13 protein-coding genes and 1 rRNA gene are annotated in these 17,206 nt (G+C 42.3%); 5 read left to right on the top strand and 9 right to left on the bottom strand.

Features of this window, described 5'->3' with window-relative positions; all coding sequences use genetic code 11:
* Both nagB and BLS28_RS30280 read right to left on the bottom strand, forming a co-directional pair.
* Positions 1–852: glucosamine-6-phosphate deaminase (nagB, locus tag BLS28_RS30285; protein WP_091176586.1), on the bottom strand; the 852-nt coding region annotated here is incomplete at its 3' end.
* A 736-nt stretch (positions 853–1,588) separates the two neighbouring features.
* Positions 1,589–4,150, bottom strand: a complete 2,562-nt coding sequence (locus tag BLS28_RS30280) for a Kelch repeat-containing protein (RefSeq protein ID WP_091176583.1) — start codon at positions 4,148–4,150, stop codon at positions 1,589–1,591.
* Positions 4,151–4,511: 361 nt separating this feature from the next.
* Between BLS28_RS30280 and BLS28_RS30275 the strand changes: the two genes are divergently transcribed.
* On the top strand, positions 4,512–7,319 hold the full coding sequence (locus BLS28_RS30275; RefSeq protein WP_091176580.1) for an outer membrane beta-barrel family protein: 2,808 nt from the start codon (positions 4,512–4,514) through the stop codon (positions 7,317–7,319).
* Between the two features lie 6 nt (positions 7,320–7,325).
* Positions 7,326–8,102, top strand: a complete 777-nt coding sequence (locus BLS28_RS30270; RefSeq protein WP_091176577.1) for a GLPGLI family protein — start codon at positions 7,326–7,328, stop codon at positions 8,100–8,102.
* A gap of 113 nt (positions 8,103–8,215) precedes the next feature.
* Here the strand turns inward: BLS28_RS30270 and BLS28_RS30265 are convergent, their stop codons facing one another.
* From BLS28_RS30265 to BLS28_RS30245, 5 genes are read right to left on the bottom strand one after another with little or no spacing between them, the layout of a single operon-like run.
* Positions 8,216–9,004, bottom strand: a complete 789-nt coding sequence (locus BLS28_RS30265) for an SDR family oxidoreductase (protein ID WP_091176575.1) — start codon at positions 9,002–9,004, stop codon at positions 8,216–8,218.
* Between the two features lie 25 nt (positions 9,005–9,029).
* On the bottom strand, positions 9,030–10,310 hold the full coding sequence (fucP, locus tag BLS28_RS30260; protein WP_090534993.1) for an L-fucose:H+ symporter permease: 1,281 nt from the start codon (positions 10,308–10,310) through the stop codon (positions 9,030–9,032).
* A 33-nt stretch (positions 10,311–10,343) separates the two neighbouring features.
* Positions 10,344–11,555 carry a DUF6786 family protein gene (locus BLS28_RS30255; RefSeq protein WP_091176571.1) on the bottom strand — a complete coding sequence of 404 codons (1,212 nt, stop codon included), beginning with the start codon at positions 11,553–11,555 and terminating at the stop codon, positions 10,344–10,346.
* An 8-nt stretch (positions 11,556–11,563) separates the two neighbouring features.
* On the bottom strand, positions 11,564–12,415 hold the full coding sequence (locus BLS28_RS30250; protein ID WP_091176569.1) for a fumarylacetoacetate hydrolase family protein: 852 nt from the start codon (positions 12,413–12,415) through the stop codon (positions 11,564–11,566).
* Entirely contained in the window at positions 12,415–13,587 is a 1,173-nt protein-coding gene (locus tag BLS28_RS30245) for a glycoside hydrolase family 172 protein (protein ID WP_091176567.1), read from the bottom strand. Before BLS28_RS30245 ends, BLS28_RS30250 begins: the two co-directional genes overlap by 1 nt.
* Before the next feature lie 284 nt (positions 13,588–13,871).
* Here BLS28_RS30245 and BLS28_RS30240 point away from each other — a divergent pair, with 284 nt between their 5' ends.
* The 3 genes from BLS28_RS30240 (at position 13,872) to BLS28_RS30230 (ending at position 15,643) form a co-directional block, all read left to right on the top strand.
* Positions 13,872–14,456: a Crp/Fnr family transcriptional regulator gene (locus BLS28_RS30240; protein ID WP_091176565.1), complete on the top strand. Its 585-nt coding sequence runs from the start codon at positions 13,872–13,874 to the stop codon at positions 14,454–14,456.
* A gap of 163 nt (positions 14,457–14,619) precedes the next feature.
* The gene (locus BLS28_RS30235; protein WP_091176563.1) at positions 14,620–15,336 is read left to right on the top strand and encodes a pirin family protein; all 717 of its coding nucleotides are present in this window, start codon (positions 14,620–14,622) and stop codon (positions 15,334–15,336) included.
* A 4-nt stretch (positions 15,337–15,340) separates the two neighbouring features.
* Positions 15,341–15,643 (top strand): hypothetical protein, encoded by a 303-nt coding sequence (locus tag BLS28_RS30230; protein ID WP_091176560.1) that lies wholly within the window; start codon positions 15,341–15,343, stop codon positions 15,641–15,643.
* Between the two features lie 5 nt (positions 15,644–15,648).
* Here the strand turns inward: BLS28_RS30230 and BLS28_RS31095 are convergent, their stop codons facing one another.
* Positions 15,649–16,476: a glycine-rich domain-containing protein gene (locus tag BLS28_RS31095; RefSeq protein ID WP_176844615.1), complete on the bottom strand. Its 828-nt coding sequence runs from the start codon at positions 16,474–16,476 to the stop codon at positions 15,649–15,651.
* A gap of 401 nt (positions 16,477–16,877) precedes the next feature.
* Positions 16,878–16,989, bottom strand: a 5S ribosomal RNA gene (gene rrf / locus BLS28_RS30220).
* Positions 16,990–17,206 lie beyond the last annotated feature (217 nt).

Here is a 17,206-nt window from a genome sequence, read left to right as displayed (position 1 = left end):
CACAGCCTTTTTCTTTAACTGGTTATCCCACACGCAATCTTTTACCAGCCACGGGGTATCAAACCTGGTCAGTTCTGATGCAGCATCTGCATCCAATACAAATTCCACATGTTGTGATAATTGCAGGTAAGTGGCAGGTACTTCGCCCGAGATCTCTCCTTCTACCGCTTTCTTGATGATCGGCGCTTTCTTCTTGTTCCAGGCCATCAGGATGATTTCCCTGGCTTTGAAGATGGTACCGATCCCCATGGTAATGGCTTTGGTTGGCACGTCGGCTTTACCACCGAAATCGCGGGCAGCATCACGCCTGGTCAGGTCGTCAAGCGTTACCATCCTGGTACCTGAGTTGGGTGCAGAACCCGGCTCGTTGAAACCGATGTGGCCTGTACGACCGATACCCAGGATCTGAAGGTCTAAGCCGCCCAATTCTTCTATTTGCTTTTCATAGGCTAAACAGAACGCAACAACTTCGTCTTTATCCAAAGTGCCATCAGGGATGTGCACATTGGCTTTATCTATATCAATATGGCTGAACAGGTTTTCGTACATAAAAGTCACATAGCTTTGAACTGCTGTGGGCTTCATCGGGTAGTACTCATCCAGGTTGAAAGTGATCACATTCTTAAAGCTCAAGCCTGCTTCTTTGTGCTGTCTTACCAGTTCGGCATATACCCCTATTGGGGTTACACCGGTGGCAAGCCCTAATACCGCTTTTTCACCTTTGGCTTGTTTTGCGCGGATCAGATCTGCTATCCGGTTCGCTACCGCCACTGAGGCTTCCTGCTGGTTGTTGTAAACGCTTACCGGTAACTTCTCGTAACGTGTCTCTTCCAATAAATTTAATCGTGCCATAATTTTCTCAGAACCTATATGTTATATGTTAAAGTTTAAAAAGTCGCTATACAAAAAACCCCCGCCAAGGGCGAGGATTTTTATCAAACCAATTAACAAAAATGTTTATCCTCACCGACATGAGGGTAAAGTAAAGTGCGTATAATAATATGCTGTGCATTATCAATACAAACTTACTAAAACAAAATTTGAATTAAAAGAACTTTTTAAATTTTTTTAATAAGTATTTTATCCTGGAAAATGGGAAATTAGACTTGTTTTGGTTAAAATTTGCCGCCCTGCACATTTTTCATACCGAATTAAAAAGCGGTGTCATTTCGATAGAGCCCAAAGGCTTGAGCGTTGGGGCGAAAGAGAAATCTTATACGGCTTGTTAATCCAACCTGAATAGTTTGCCTGACATGTAGTACAAGATTTCTCCTCGTACCTCGTCGAAATGACAATTTGTTTTGCTCCCCAAAAAGGCAAAAGAGTTCCTGATGGGCAGGAATACTCTTTTTGCTAACCAATTATAAAACATAAATCATGAGAGGAGAAGAGGTGCAGGGGTGGAATCGAACCATCCGTTTGCTGCCGGCCAGCACCTGCCATTTAGTTTAAAAATGAACCCCATTTGTAAACTAATCTGTTGCAAATATATAAATATTCTATTAAATCTATATATTTAGTAGAATTTATTCATAAAACATTCATTTCCCTTAAAGAGGGCATTAATGGCAACTTTTTAAGCTTATGATCAACGTTGATCAGACTTATTGGAGCAGATTTTTTCGAAAGGAACAGGGTATTCTTCTCCTAATGATTTCTCGTATTCGACGCTAAACTCCTCATAAATTTTCCGGGCATGTTCAATACCTTTGGTACGGCGCAGGGCTTTGAGCTTAAACTTAATGCCGATATCATTAAAAGGATCGATATTCAACACAATACGTGAGATCTCCAGTGCTTTTTTATAATCAAAAGCATCATAAGCCTTTTTTATTACCGGCAAAATAACCGGCATCAGCGCTTCTTCGTACTCCTGTTTAAAATCATCAAGCCAAATTTCAGGAATATGCTGCAACAGCCCGCCACGGGCAACTAAGTCGAGATAATTGAACGCAGATGGTTCACCAATATTAGTTTGTTTAAGTGCCTCTCTCACCACAAAATAATCGCAATAAAAATCTTCGGTGCTAATAAAACTATAGGTATCATTTAAAAAGGCAAGTTCCAGGCCATCTATATCCGAAAGTATGTTGCGAAGGTGATTGATGGTCACACCACGGATATTCTTAGTTTTGACCACATCCTTATCCGGCCATAGCGTAGTGGAAATTTTTTTTGATACCACACCATTCTTTTCGCGGCTGTTTAACAAAATAAGAATAAACAGCTGCTTGATCTTGGGACTGAACAGGTAAGTAATATCCCGTTTATTTTTATCATAAACAGTAAACTCGCCCAGGAGGTAAACAGCGTTGGCTTTGTTACCTGTTTCAGTTTCAATTTTTTGTTCGGCAATACGCTCTTCGTTAACAGTAACGGGTTCATCGTTATCCTTTCTCCGCCTTAAGAAAAACACGACAATCCCGCATAACAATACAAATGCAGACGCGCCACCCAATATCCTGTATAAAGTAAAAGATTTGCTTTTGGGCTGGTGGGCGGCCACAAATGCCTCCTGGCTCACGGGCGGCGCGGTAAGTGCAAAGATTTTTATGGTAGACCGGGATGGTGTTTCAAACTCCTGGGTAGTGCAATAAAATACATCCTGCTTAGCATTGTAAAACAGGTTATGGTCTGTTTCTATCCGTTCGGACACAACCGGGATGGTACCGCTTACTACCTGGTACGACCCATCTTTTATTGAAAATTTGTACAGACGTAAACTCGTTTTAGGCCGTTCGTGCGGATAACATAGCACATAAAAAAACTGCTTATCTTTTGATACAATGAGATTATTGGCTGGTACAAACGCTTCTTCATCCGGCTTGATCTCCCAGAGTTTTTTAATGCTATGCTTATCCAGGTTAACCCGGTAGAGGTCATAATAGTGCATCCCGCCTACTACCTGGTTGCCTGACTGGTTGCCGTAGCCGCCAAAAATGTAAACTTCGTTGTTTTGGTTGGCGGTACTTGCAGCCGAAAAGAACCGGGGATTGATCACATCGCCGGTGAAGATTTGCTTTTGCCAGGTATCTGAAGCTTTATCGTATTTAAAAAAGTTATCATAGTATTTAAACGACCCGTACCCGCCAAACAGGTAAAAGTTATTAAAGTATTTATCGTAAAAAATATTATGATGATGCCTTTGCTCCATTATGGTCGATTTACCATAAAAATCCCAGTTAAGGCTGTCGAGGTTGAAGGAAGCTATACTTGGAGCGGGCTGCGGGGCTCTGAGCACTTCATATATGTAACATTTATTTTCTTTAAGGTTTACAATACTTTTGCCCAGGTGTAAGGGTACTGCCAGTTTATTTTTGAATGGTTTTGTTCCTACTGCATCCCGCCCGGCATCATAAAACATCAGGGAATCGCTTTTGAAGATAAAGAACTGCTCATTTTTTTCATTAAAGTTGATCCCCGCAACCTCATTAAAAGTGTGTATGAATTTTTGTTTCCAAAAGTATGACTCGTTGATAAGCCATGCAGGGTTATCAACATGCCCCAGGTTATCTCCGTCAATCGTAAAAACATCATTCCCGGTCCATTCGCTAAGCCGGAAGGTATAGGATTTATCATCATTGCTGACAACCAGGTTTTTAATGGCCATATTCGGCACATCCGAATAATGTTCGTTTTTGCCAAAGGTGATCTTCGCGGTTATTTTACCGTTAAAACCCAATCCCACAGCCCGGTACCATTTTCCGTTTATGGATATGCCTACTTTATCGCCTTTGAGATCAAGATCAACTATCACCTTAAACCATTTACGCCGTTTCAGCATAGTATCGGCAAGGGGGATGCTGAGTTTATTACTCCGGCTATCAATATTGAAATTGAGGAACGAACCATGATTGTAAATCGCACTCAGGCTGTAGGAGTTTCCCTTATCATCGGTTAAGTTTAAAATATAGCCAAGGTGCTGATTATCCCACAATGAAAGGTCGAAACCAATCACCAGCTGATCATGAAAAGTTGGCAGATCATCCTTAAAAACCTGGTAAGACGTGCGCTTGCTCATCAGGCTGTCATTTGAACCAAACTGCAATCCCTGCCCCCTGCTCTCAGTTGCAGACAGCAGTATAATAAAAAGCAATACAAGCTTACATGCCCTTTTTGAAAGCATTAAAACCTTACTTTTTCCCACCATTTATAATACATGTTTAAACTTGCTGATCAGAACAGCGCTACAGGTTAGAATAATGTGCTAAATTATACATTTTTTGAGTACCTCAGGTGGGGGATTTTCATCATTTCGGCCGTCTGTTTGCCGATCAATGTGCAATTAGACCAAACCCGCAATAATTTTATTGGAGTCCATCCCGATCAGTATCACCAGCGCCATTATTGGTGTACGAGTCCACGCCCGTGCACAGCCTCCCATATTTAACACATCCATCCGCGACAAAATGTTAAATTTTGGCGATGAAATGTTAAATCTACAGTATAAAATGTTAAATCGCTTGCACAACTAACTATTTAGTTATATTTTGGCTTTCATAATCGACCTTATGAAAATCACAATTATTGGAGTACTGCTATTTCTTGTGGGCACAGTAAGCTTATCAGCCCAAACCAATTACAGCATTAAAGGAATTATAGCCGATACCGTTTCTAATTCTAAATTAGCCAACGCAAGCATCAGCGTTATAACTGCTAAAGATTCTATCCTTCAAAAATTTACCCGTGTTAAACAGGATGGTACATTTGCCATTAACAATTTAAGTAAGGGCAAGTTCATTGTACTGGCCACTTACCCCGGTTATGCAGATTTTGTAGAGCATTTCACCTTAGATTCCGCACACACCACACACGATTTCGGCCGCATCAGCATGCTGCTTAAAGAGCGTCTTTTACAGGAAGTAATTGTAAAAGGAAAAGCGGCAGCCATTAAAATTAAGGGCGATACCACCGAGTTTAATCCTGCAGCCTACAATATCCAGCCTAACTCAAAAGTTGAAGACCTCCTGAAACAGCTGCCAGGTATCGAGGTGGATAAAGACGGCAAGATCACGGCACAAGGCCAAACGGTAAAAAAAGTGTTGGTTGATGGCGAAGAGTTTTTTGGAGATGACCCTACCCTGGTTACCAAAAACCTGCGCGCCGATATGGTAGATAAAGTACAGCTTTATGACAAGAAGAGCGATCAGGCTGCCTTTACAGGTATTGATGATGGCGTGAAAGACAAAACCATCAACATTAAACTTAAGGAAGATAAAAAGAACGGTTACTTTGGTAAGCTTGACGGCGGTATAGGTACCGATGGCTATTACCAGGGGCAGGCCTTATTTAACCGCTTTAAGGGAAAGCAGAAGTTTTCAGTTTATGGTACGCTGGGCAATAACGGTAAAACAGGTTTAGGCTGGGAAGATAATAACAAATATGGCGGCGGTAGCGGCATGGAAATGAGCGACGATGGTGGTTTTTACTTCTATAGCGGCGGAGGTGATGATCTTGATAGTTTTAGTGGCCGATATGATGGCGAAGGTAAACCGATAGCGCGTACTGGTGGCGTACATTATGATACCAAATGGAACGGCGATAAGGAATCTTTAAATACCAATTATAAAATAGGGTCACTTACGGTTGATGGGACAAAGAACACTCAAACACTAAATAACTTTCCTGGTAATATTACAACTGTTAACACCGATCAAACAAATCACAATTACCTGTTTCGCCAAAAACTCGACCTGAATTACCAGTTAAAGATCGATTCGATGCAGAACCTAAAAGTTACGGCCGACGGAACTTTAAGACAAAGCGATACCAAAAGCTCGTTCCAAACACAAAACCGCCTTCTAAACGGCAACCTTACCAACACCAACGATCAGGATAATAGCGCCAATGTTGACGGCAAGGTATTTAATGCCAGTGCCTTCTATACCAAAAAATTCAAAAAGAAAAGCCGCACATTATCGGTAAACTTCAGATCAAGCCTTAATGAAAGTGACTCGAAAGGCTTCCTGAAATCAACTCTGGGTTACTACAATTCGGCAAACGGTGAACATTTAAGGGATACAGTTACCGATCAGTATAAAGCTAATAAAACCCAAAGCACAAATATCAGCACTAATATAACTTATACCGAACCTCTCGCTAAAGATTTTACGCTGGCTTTGAGTTATATGATAGCAGTAAATAATGCTAACAACGATAGGCGCAGCTTCAATAAACCATCTGCCACAGCTGGTATTTATTCGGTTTTAGATAGCATTTATAGCAGCGATTATAAACTAAACCAATTATCAAACCAGGGAGGCGCGGTATTTAACATTCAGAAACAAAAATTCACATTTAACTTTGGTACCAAAATAGCCGGAGTTAAGTTCAAGCAGGTTGATGAATTTGGTCGTACACCTGATTTAACACGTAATTTCACCAACTGGTACCCGCAAGCCAGCTTCCAGTACAAATTTACCAAGCAATCAAGCATTCGTTTAAGCTACAATGGCAATACTTCGCAACCCAACATTGATCAGATCCAACCGGTTAGAATAAATAACGACCAATTGAACATACAAACAGGTAATGCAGACCTGAAACCGTCATTCACCAACCGTTACAACATCAGCTATAACTCGTATAAAGTTATCAGCAATCAATATATCTGGATCAGCGGTTCGTACTCAACAACCAGTAACCCCATTGTAACCAATGCTGTACGCGATACTTCTGGTGTTATTACCTATAAGCCATCAAATTTAAAAAACCACTCAACCAGCACTTTTTGGGCAAATAGCTATTTTGAAAGAAAAATACCGGGAATAAATATTAACGCTGGTTTCGAGCTATCAGCTAACGGTAGTAGCTACTATAACTTCCAGAATGATACGCTAAACAAAACCAAATCATATAACTATTCGGGAAGTATCCGGCTTTCTAAATATAAAGAGAAAAAGTACGATGCCTGGATTTCGGCGGGCCCTACCTACACGATCAACTCATCATCGTTAAATTCCGCGCTAAATAATAACGGACGCGGATTTAACGCCAACGGGGGCTTCAACATTTACCTTCCAGGAAAATTCCAGATCGGATCGGATGGAAACTACACCTATAACGCTCCGACAAAATCTTTCCCTGATCAAGATTTCAGGCGCTTCCTGTTAAATGCCAATATAGCGCGCACATTTTTTAAAGACGCGCTGAAAGCAACCATTTCGGGCAATGATTTGTTAAATCAAAATACCGGTTATAACCGTACCGGTGCATCAAACATCATTACGCAAGAACGTTACACCACAATAAGGAGGTACTTCATGTTCACCCTCACCTGGGATTTTAACAAAGTTGGAGGCGGTGCACCTAAAAAATAACCTATCATGAAAAAGATTTTAACCTTAACAACCATATTGCTATTAAGTGCGAACTTTTTGCTTGCGCAAGGCAATAAGCATTTTACTTTTCACGGTACCATTGAGTATAACAAAACCTCAAATGTATGGGCTATGCTGCAAAAAGCCATTAATAAAGATAACGAAATGTGGTACCAGCCCAGGTATGAACAATATAAAAAAAACAAACCCCAGTTTAAGGTATTAAAAAGCACCCTGAAATTTGGCAATTACCAAACGCTGTTTACACCTATTGAACCGGAAACACCAACAGCCGGTTACTGGAGTGAGCCAATGATGACAGCTCAAAACAGCACCGTATTTTCTGACTTTAATACAGGACTGAGCATCAGCCAAAAAAGTGTATTTGAAGAAACCTTTTTGGTGAAAGACACCACCCGTCATATCAAATGGAAACTTACCGGCGAAACCCGTGAAATTGCCGGCTATCCATGTCGTCGGGCTAACGGCCTGATTCTTGATTCGATTTATGTAGTAGCTTTTTATACCGAAGAGATTCCTGTTTCTGGCGGTCCCGAATCATTTAATGGCTTGCCAGGGATGATATTAGGCGTAGCCCTCCCGCACGAAAACGTAACCTGGTTTGCCACTAAAGTTACCGAACAGCCTATCGACGAAAAATCATTAACAGCACCCAAAAAAGGCAAAGCAGCCACTAACAAGAGCTTCATGACTATATTGCAAAACGCCATGAAAGATTGGGGTACGGAGGGAAAAGAGTATTTGAAGGGGTTTTCGTTGTAGATAAATTCATACTAACTACCAACAAATAAAAAACGTCATTACCTTTCTGGCAATGACGTTTTTTATTGTATCAAAAATCTTGGCGACTTAGCGCCTTGCGTGCTTAATAAAACTTACGCATTGGCCAAAGCCCTATCCAAATGCACATAACCACCATCAACATAAATTAGCTGACCGGTAGTATGGCTTGATACCGGCGACAATAAAAACGCTACGGTATTGGCAATTTCCTCAGCAGTAGTCATCCGGTTACCCAGCGGAATTTTTGACTCAATTTCTTTCAGTTTTGCCTGAGGATCGGGCAGGGTCTTGATCCAATTAGCGTAAAGCGGTGTCCAGCATTCGGCTACTACCAGTGCGTTTACGCGGATGCCGTATTTCAAAAGCTCAACCGCCCATTCGCGGGTAAGCGCGTTACGGCCACCGTTTGATGCCGCATAACCCGAAGTATTACCCTGACCTGTATCAGCAGTTTTTGAGGTAATGTTAAGGATAGCCCCTTTTGATTTTTTTAGTTCGGGCAAGGCGTGATGCGCCATCAGATAATAATGCACCACGTTTTTATGTAACGATGCCATGAAACCTTCGTAGTCGCCGCTTTCCAGGCCGACTCCATCATTTACCCCGGCATTGTTTACCAATCCGTCAATACGGCCAAATTTAACTATAACTTTATTCACTGCGTTTTCGCATGCTTTGGGATCAGTAAGTTCGGCTACTACCTGATACGCCTTATGTCCTGCTGCTTCTACAGCTTCAACCGTTTTCAGGTTATCAGCCTCACCGCGGCCTATTATAACCGGGATAGCCCCTTCAGCAGCTAACACTTTCACTATGCCTTCGCCTATGCCCTTGGCCCCCCCGGTAACAATAATTACCTTATCTGTAAGTTGTAAATTCATTTTTTTATAATAGATAGATCAAATATTAATGCGAACCTGATAAGGTTAGCTTTTTAACTTTATGGTTGTTGATAGCAAAGATCAGGATGCCAAAAAAGCAAATACCCGGAACAACATAAGCCCACTGAATGCTATGAGTGGCATCAGATACCCTACCCATGATTACCGGGAAAATAGCGCCACCTACAATACCCATAATTACCAGCGACGAACCTAATTTGGTTTTAGCACCAAGTCCACGGATACTTAACGAGAAAATAGTTGGGAACATGATCGACATAAAGAACCAGGTACACATTAACGCGTAAACCGCTACTTCGCCTTTTAGTGTTACGGCCATAGCTATCAGGAAAATGTTAATAATCGCATAAGTGATAAGCAGTTTAACCGGGTTAAAATAACGCATGAGCAATGTACCAATAAACCTGCCTGCCATGAAACCCGCAGAAGCGATAGTGAGATAAAAAGAAGCCGGTTTTTCGGCAAATCCGGCTACTTTTTCTGAATAGCGGATAAAGAAACTACTTATACCAGCCTGTGCCCCTACATATAAAAACTCAGCAAAGATACCGGCCCTTAAACTTTTCACGTGCAGTAGCTCGCTTATCCTTACACCAAGCGAACGATTGTCGTTAACTGCCTCTTCACTGGTTTCTTCAACAATTGGCGGGAAGTGCGTACGATAAATTAAGAATGCAACTACAAGCACCACTGCGCCGATTACCACAAAAGGAATTTGTACAGACGATGCTTCATGATTAAGATATTCATTCAGCTGCTCGGGCGACATTTTGCTTGATTCCGCATCTGTTAACACTTTGCCCGATAAAATATAATTGCCACCTACAAGCGGAGCTAAGGTAGCAGCCAATCCGTTAAATGATTGTGAAAAGTTGATCCTTCTTTCAGCACCAGCCGGATCACCTAATACCGTTATGTAAGGATTAGCGGCTGTTTCCAAAAAGGCCGCTCCCGAAAATACGATGAATAACGCTGCTAAAAAGAACGCGTAGTTACGCACCGCAGCAGCAGGGAAAAACAGGAATGCTCCTGTTGAAAAAAGTATCAAACCTAAAATGATCCCACCCTTGTAGCCATATTTTTTCATGAATTGCGCGGCCGGAATGGGTAATATAAAATAGGCAATATAGGATGCCGAATCGATCAGTGAGGATTGCAGGTCATTAAGCTGACAGGCTTTTTTTAAGTGTGGAATTAGTATCGGATTAAGATTGAGCGCGAACCCCCAGATAAAGAACAGGGAGGTAATTAATGCTACTGCGAACAGGGCGTTGTTTTTTGACATTGAGTATTTATTGGTTGGTTGTATATTGATCTGTTATTTAAATGCGGTCGCGATCTCATCTAACGAAATCCCCAGCGTTTTTAATGCTATTTTATTTAATGCGGCTTTATTACCGGTGAAATGGAATACACTATGTTTATGTGTAAGCTTTTCGCCCGGCTTCAGGAACGCGGCGGGTGATACACTTTCTATCTCATAAAAGGGCCCCATTTGTTTACCATCTGCCAGTGGGCCATCGTTATAAGCATTTACCGCGTCGCCGCTGTAAGGCGCAGTATCTGTTTTCCATTCCTGGTTTAGGTAGGATGCTGTGCTATCCACATCAAACGTCGTGATGGTTAAAACATCGCTCTCCGCATCATAGCTACCAGCCATATTTTTTGCACGATGAGGTGGAATACCCAGCTTGCCACGGCTTTTTCCATCAGCCTTAAACAGCAGGATGCCGTTTTTATAAGTGATTCTGTCTTTCGGGATCTCGCCAAAATAATTGGTGGTAGCTATTTTACCGGTAGCACTTTCATTATATGGCACTACGATCACCACTTTTGGCGAAGGGGTAAACATATCTAAATTCCAAAGGCATGGCGCACCGGTTATTTTATCCCAGGCCTTATCACCTGTATTTATGATAGTATTCAGCGTATTGAAGCCTACTGCCTTTACCGATGTGTCGGCATCAATACCAAGTACCTGCTGTATAGCTTTTGGCTCCATGATCTCCACATCCCGCTCCAGCTTTATTGATAATTCGGTACCGGCATAATTTTGCAGATGCGTGCTTTTGCTCATCGATACCTTTTTATCCGAAGCTGAAATGAGTTCCCAGCTTTCATTATCAACGGCAGCCGGCGTATGCCAATTGGCAAACTCCATTTTAGTGCCGGGCTTAAAGAAAAGCGAAAATTGCCCGCCTTCCGGCCCGAGCCATAAACGGTCTTCCCCGCCAAAGGCATTCATATGCGGGTCGGGCTGTTTCTGGTCGAAAGTTTCGTATTTGATCCAACCGAAACTTTTACCGAAAGAGCCTTCTGCTGTTGATGTAAATACCTTGCCTTGATATTTTGGAGATACCATAACCATTCCTAAGCCACCGTCACTTAAAACTATCAGACTATCGTCCCTCTTCCGCAGAAACTCCTCGTCATATTTAAAACTTCCTCTTTTCACAGGTGGTTTATACATAGTGCATGCAGCCAAACTGGCAATCAGCAAAACTAATGATGACTTTTTTAAAAGCTGCATGATACCGGTTATTTATGTTTTGGGTTTAAGCCAATCACGTTCACCATTGTGCCAATATGATCAATGCTGATTTCCACCACATCACCGGCTTGCAAAGTAAAGCCTGGCGGCGGCACCAGGCAGGTACCCGTCATTAAAAAGCATCCGTTAGGGAAATCACATTCACTATATAAATAGCCGGTAAGTTCGGTAAAAGAACGTTTAATGCGCGATACGGTAGTTTCATCTTCAAAAACCAGCTTTCCGTCGCGTTTGATATTCATACTGATCATCGTTTCGCCGGGAATTGCCGATGAAGTAACATATAAGCATGGCCCAAGCGCGGCGCTTTTTTCATAAACTTTAGCCTGCGGCAGATATAAAGCATTTTCGCCCTCAATACTCCTCGAACTCATGTCATTGCCAATGGTATATCCCTGGATATTACCATCGCTGTTCACAAATAGTGTAAGCTCAGGCTCCGGCACGTCCCAATCCGAGTCTTTGCGGATGTAAACCTCGCCGTTGTGCCCGGATACCCGATGTGCAAGCGCTTTGAAAAAAAGCTCAGGGCGGGCTGCGTCATAAACCTTGTCATACAAACTTGCGCCTGTTTCTGACTCCTCCATACGGGCATCACGGCTACGTAAATAAGTTACGCCGGCGGCCCATACTTCCTGGCTGCCAATAGGCGGCAGAATATTGCCGTTCAGATATTCATTCTCCACCTCGGCGCTTAAAGCCGTAGTATCGGCAGTGATCGATTCCAGGTAAGCCGCTAAACCATCCCGGTTGATCAGTTTATCCCATTCATCATCAATAATATATGATGAACCGTTATGTTGCAATAGGCTGCCTTTGGCAAGTTTATATAGTTTCATTAGTTTACTTCCAGTTCGTCTTTTGAGGGGAATTTAGGGAAAGGGCCATGTTCGCCGGTTTGATACCAGAACACGGTTGAAGCGATATCGTCCTGCAGGGGCATGTAACGGCCATCATGCCGCCAGCCCAATGCCTGTATAGTAACCTTAAGGCTTTTTTCAAAGCGAATGGGATCTACAATATGCCAGCGGTACATGCCGAAACGTTGCGCAATATTGTAATGCCCGTCACCGCGGATCACCTGCGGTAAGCCGCTGTAGGGGCTGCAAAATTCGGTGTATTCTGTTCCGGGTTTCTCTTTACCCTCGGCATCCTTGTGACGGGTATCAAAATCATATGATCCGCAGAAATAATCCTCCGTACCAGTACCGTTTATGGTAGGGAATTTGGTATCGCCATCCATAAAAAACTTGATCTCGCCTTCGCCCCACCAGCCATTTTTGTTTGAGCCATAAGCGATGTAAGTACCTACGTATTGCCCTTTGCCTTTAATGCTATCCACCAAAACAAAATCTTTTTTATACGGCAGCGGGTTTACCCTGCGAAATTGCGCATGGAAATACCCGGCATCTTCAGGCACATCTGTCAGGGTATAATCAACCTGGTAATAGAGCACCATATCCGCATCGTCGATATTTTCCATAGTGATGCGGCATTTTTTGCGGAACGGCATTGGCCAGTAGCAATTAAATGCACTGCCAGGATTAACCGCCACTGCGAGGGAACTTACCGGTGCATATTTACCCCATCCCATACAAAAAAAGTCGCCCACCGGCACCTCCACGGATGGGGTAGTTTCATCGTCCCAATAAAAACGGATTATGGAATAGCGCCAGTTACCGGTAGGTGTCATCCAGATATGCTGAATAGCGCCCGATCCGTTAATTTCGGCAACGGTAAAAGTTGTATGCTTTTTGATAACAACGCTCGGGCTTACTTTCCAGGTCTGGCCTAAGTCGCGGGATGCGTTGGCGCCGGTGCCGTTTGTGGCCATGCCACCTTTACCTTTCTCGCCGGTAAAATTTTCGGGACTAATAGACCGTGTTTTAGCATCAGAAGTACGGTAAAGGTTGCCGAGCCCAACATCAAGACCGTTAAATTTCTGCTGCGCATCAACAAACGAAGCAACAATAACACACAGGCAGATCGTTAAAAAATAATTTTTCACCATAAAACTTATCTTTAAAATCAATTAACGCAGTAATTGGTAATGCGCTCCAGGTTTATTTGTTTATGCTTCAGGCCTTGGTTAAAAAGCCATTCACAATCATATTGATAATTTTTTGCTATCCATACCGCTTTATAAGCATAACATGCGCATATTTTGGCATGGCTTACCTGCGGTTGATAAAGCTAATTTAAAAATTATTAAATAATGCCCTGTACCTGTAAAAAACAGGATAGATTAATTGCCCATTCTTCGATAAATAAGCTAAATAAACCACATTTTTGCATATGCCGTTTGATCTGATACTTAACAATCTCGAAAAACACATCCACTTAACCCGCGAAGAACAGGAAATTTTTACGGCTTATTTACAGCCTAAAAAAATAAAACGCAAACAGTTTTTGCTTACTTATGGTGAAGTATGCAAGTATTCGGCTTTTGTAACGGCCGGTTGTTTGCGAGGCTATACCGTAGATAAAAGTGGTATCGAACACGTGTTAAACTTTGCCCCTGCCGACTGGTGGATTGCCGATATGTATAGTCTAATTTCGCAAAAACCCGGTATCCAGAATATCGAAGCATTGGAAGATACAGATGTACTGCTGCTCTCAAAAGCAAATCAGGAAAAACTATACACACAAATCCCAAAGTTTGAACATTTTTTCCGGATCCTTACCGAAAATTCTTTGGTAGCCAGCCAGCAGAGGTTGATCGATAGTTTAAGCTTAACTGCCGAAGAACGTTATAATAATTTTTGCAAGCGTTACCCCACATTGATCGATCACTTGCCCCAAAAACAAATAGCATCTTATATTGGTGTAACCCCCGAATTTTTTAGCCGGATGAAGGGCGAGATGGTGAGGAAAAGATAGGCACGAATTACACTAATTCAACCGAATTGACACGAATTGAGAACAATTAAAATTCGTGCCAATTCAATTCGCATAATTAGTGCCTGTTAATTTCTTAACCTACATCAAGTGCCGCCAGCCCACCTCCCTTTAACTTTGTATTACAATTTAAAGGAAACACACAATGGCACAAACCGTTTTACATAAAGCTAACACTCGCGGACATGCAGACCATGGATGGCTGCACAGCTTTCAATCATTCAGTTTTGCAGGATATTACAACCCACAGCGTATGAACTTTGGTGCATTGAGGGTATTAAACGATGATACAGTTGATCCAGGTATGGGTTTCGGCAAACATCCGCATGATAATATGGAAATTATTTCCATTCCGCTGGAAGGAGATCTGGAACACAAGGATAGCATGAACAATGTGGCTGTTATCAAAAACGGCGATATCCAGGCCATGAGTGCAGGTACCGGAATTTTCCACAGCGAATATAATTTTGACCGTACCAGCGAAGTGAAATTTTTGCAGATCTGGATCTACCCTAATAAAAGAAACGTAGAACCACGTTATGATCAGATCTCACTAAATCTTGAAGACCGTCATAATAAATTGCAACAGGTATTATCACCCAATCCTGATGACGCGGGTGTATGGATCCACCAGGATGCCTGGTTCCATTTGGGCAAATTTGATCAAGGAATAAGTACTGAATATGCTATTAAAAAAGAAGGCAACGGCGTTTATGCGTTTGTGTTAAGCGGCGAAGTGATTATTAATGGCGAAACTTTAAATAGTCGCGATGCTTTGGGTATTTGGGATGCCGACAAATTTACCGTTGAAGCAGGTACAGATTCTGAGTTTTTGTTGATTGATGTACCGATGAAATTTTAAGATCATGGAAAAGAAACAGATACTGGTAATTGGCCGGCATCCAGAAATATTAGCCACAGTAGTGAGATTAGTAAACAATAATCCTGACTGGAACGCAACTGGCTGCCTCACCGATGAGGAAGCCATTGCGGCGTTCCCTACCCAAGACTTTAAAGTGGTGTTATTAGGTGGAGGGGTTGATGAGATATCGGAAGTTAAACTGAACGAATATTTCTGTAATGAAAAACCAGAAATTAAGATCGTACAACATTTTGGAGGTGGAAGCGGATTGCTCTCGGCTGAGATTTTTGAGGCATTAGGTAGCTGACTAACTTAATGGCTGCTGCAACCACTACATCCTGAAGCAGAGCACCCTGAGCAACCGCTTCCACATCCACTGCCCCCACCGCTATGGCACCCATGACCAGAATGTCCGTGATGGCCCGAATCGAAACCACCATCAGCTCCGCAGCCGACGGTACTACAACCAGTCCCACCACCATTACCGTCACGGTCCCGTTTATCATCATTGCGCCCTTCACTATGATAACTTAATATGGTAACACCAACAAACAGTACCAGGAAAATTAATATAAAAATATCATTATCTGAGGCCTGTATGCATATCCATGAAACAAGGATCAACAACCCCATCAGCAACAATACTTTAATTCGTCGAGGTTTACGGATAAGCCAGTATTTATCCAGGTTCACTCGTTGAAAATTAATCTCTTTAAAGCGGACTTCGTTTCCAGGCCAGATATCAGTAGGCGACTGTTCGTTAAAACAGTTAAAATATAATTGGCCGGTATCAGTATAAAACGTGTCATACTTTACTGCTTCGCTATTTCCACCTTTAGTAGGATTATGATGGATCTCCCTTCCGAGTGTGCCACGGCAAAGATCTATCCAATATGAGCGGGTAAAAGTTAAATGCAGGTGCCAGGCCTGATCAATAGCATCGGAAGGTGTTACACCATGTTCGGAGATACAACAAAGAAAAATAAAACGTTTGTATTCAGCAATCACCCTACGGGTATAAACTAAGTCCCACCCATTCTCGCGCGCCAGGCGTTCGGAAAATTTGAAAGCAGCTTCAGGATCATCCAATTGAAAATCCAGGATCTTTTGCCAAAGCGCGGCTTGTTCTGCTGTAAGCATATGTTTAGGTATATACTTTAAAAATAGCAAAATAATATGGTAATGAAATGTTTATTGGTGATGGTGTTCGTTATCTTGCTATCGCTCGGACTTTGTTCATTTTGTTAAGAAAAAGAACAAAGCCAACCCGCGGCAACTGAGCGGGCCAATGTAAAGTTAAATACAACAATGATTTCTTTGGGCGTTGCCTGCGGCCGGGCTATGCGCTCATACTGCACGGGCATTAGCCACAAGGCCGATATTCGCTCCTATCCCCAACGCGGGTTTGGGGTGAGTGGTTGATTGGGGAATGATGAGTGGTTTCTGATTGAAATGAAGGACTCTTCAAAGCCCTAATAACGCAAAAAGCCTTAGTTATTAGCTAAGGCTTTTGCGATTATTGCACTATTGAAAGTGATAAAGGGTGGCACCGACCTACTCTCCCACGTTTTACCGCAGTACCATCGGCTCTGGCGGGCTTGACTTCTCTGTTCGGAATGGGAAGAGGTAGACACCGCCGATATAGGCACCTGAATTTCTTTTGTTGAGGTGAAAGCTGAAAGGTAAAAGGTCAAAGGTTTTCTTACCTTTTGCCTCTATCCTTTGGCCTTTCGCCTGAACAATGACATATTATTGAAAGAAGTGATTGAATGTAAGAGAAAACAACAGCATTGTTGTTTGTTTTTGGTTGATAGTTCATGGTTCATCGCTTTATATTACTATGAACTATGATCCAATTACTATCAACCCT

The organism is Mucilaginibacter gossypii (assembly GCF_900100945.1).
Classification (GTDB): Bacteria; Bacteroidota; Bacteroidia; order Sphingobacteriales; family Sphingobacteriaceae; genus Mucilaginibacter; species Mucilaginibacter gossypii.
This window is presented reverse-complemented; position numbering and strand designations above follow the sequence as displayed.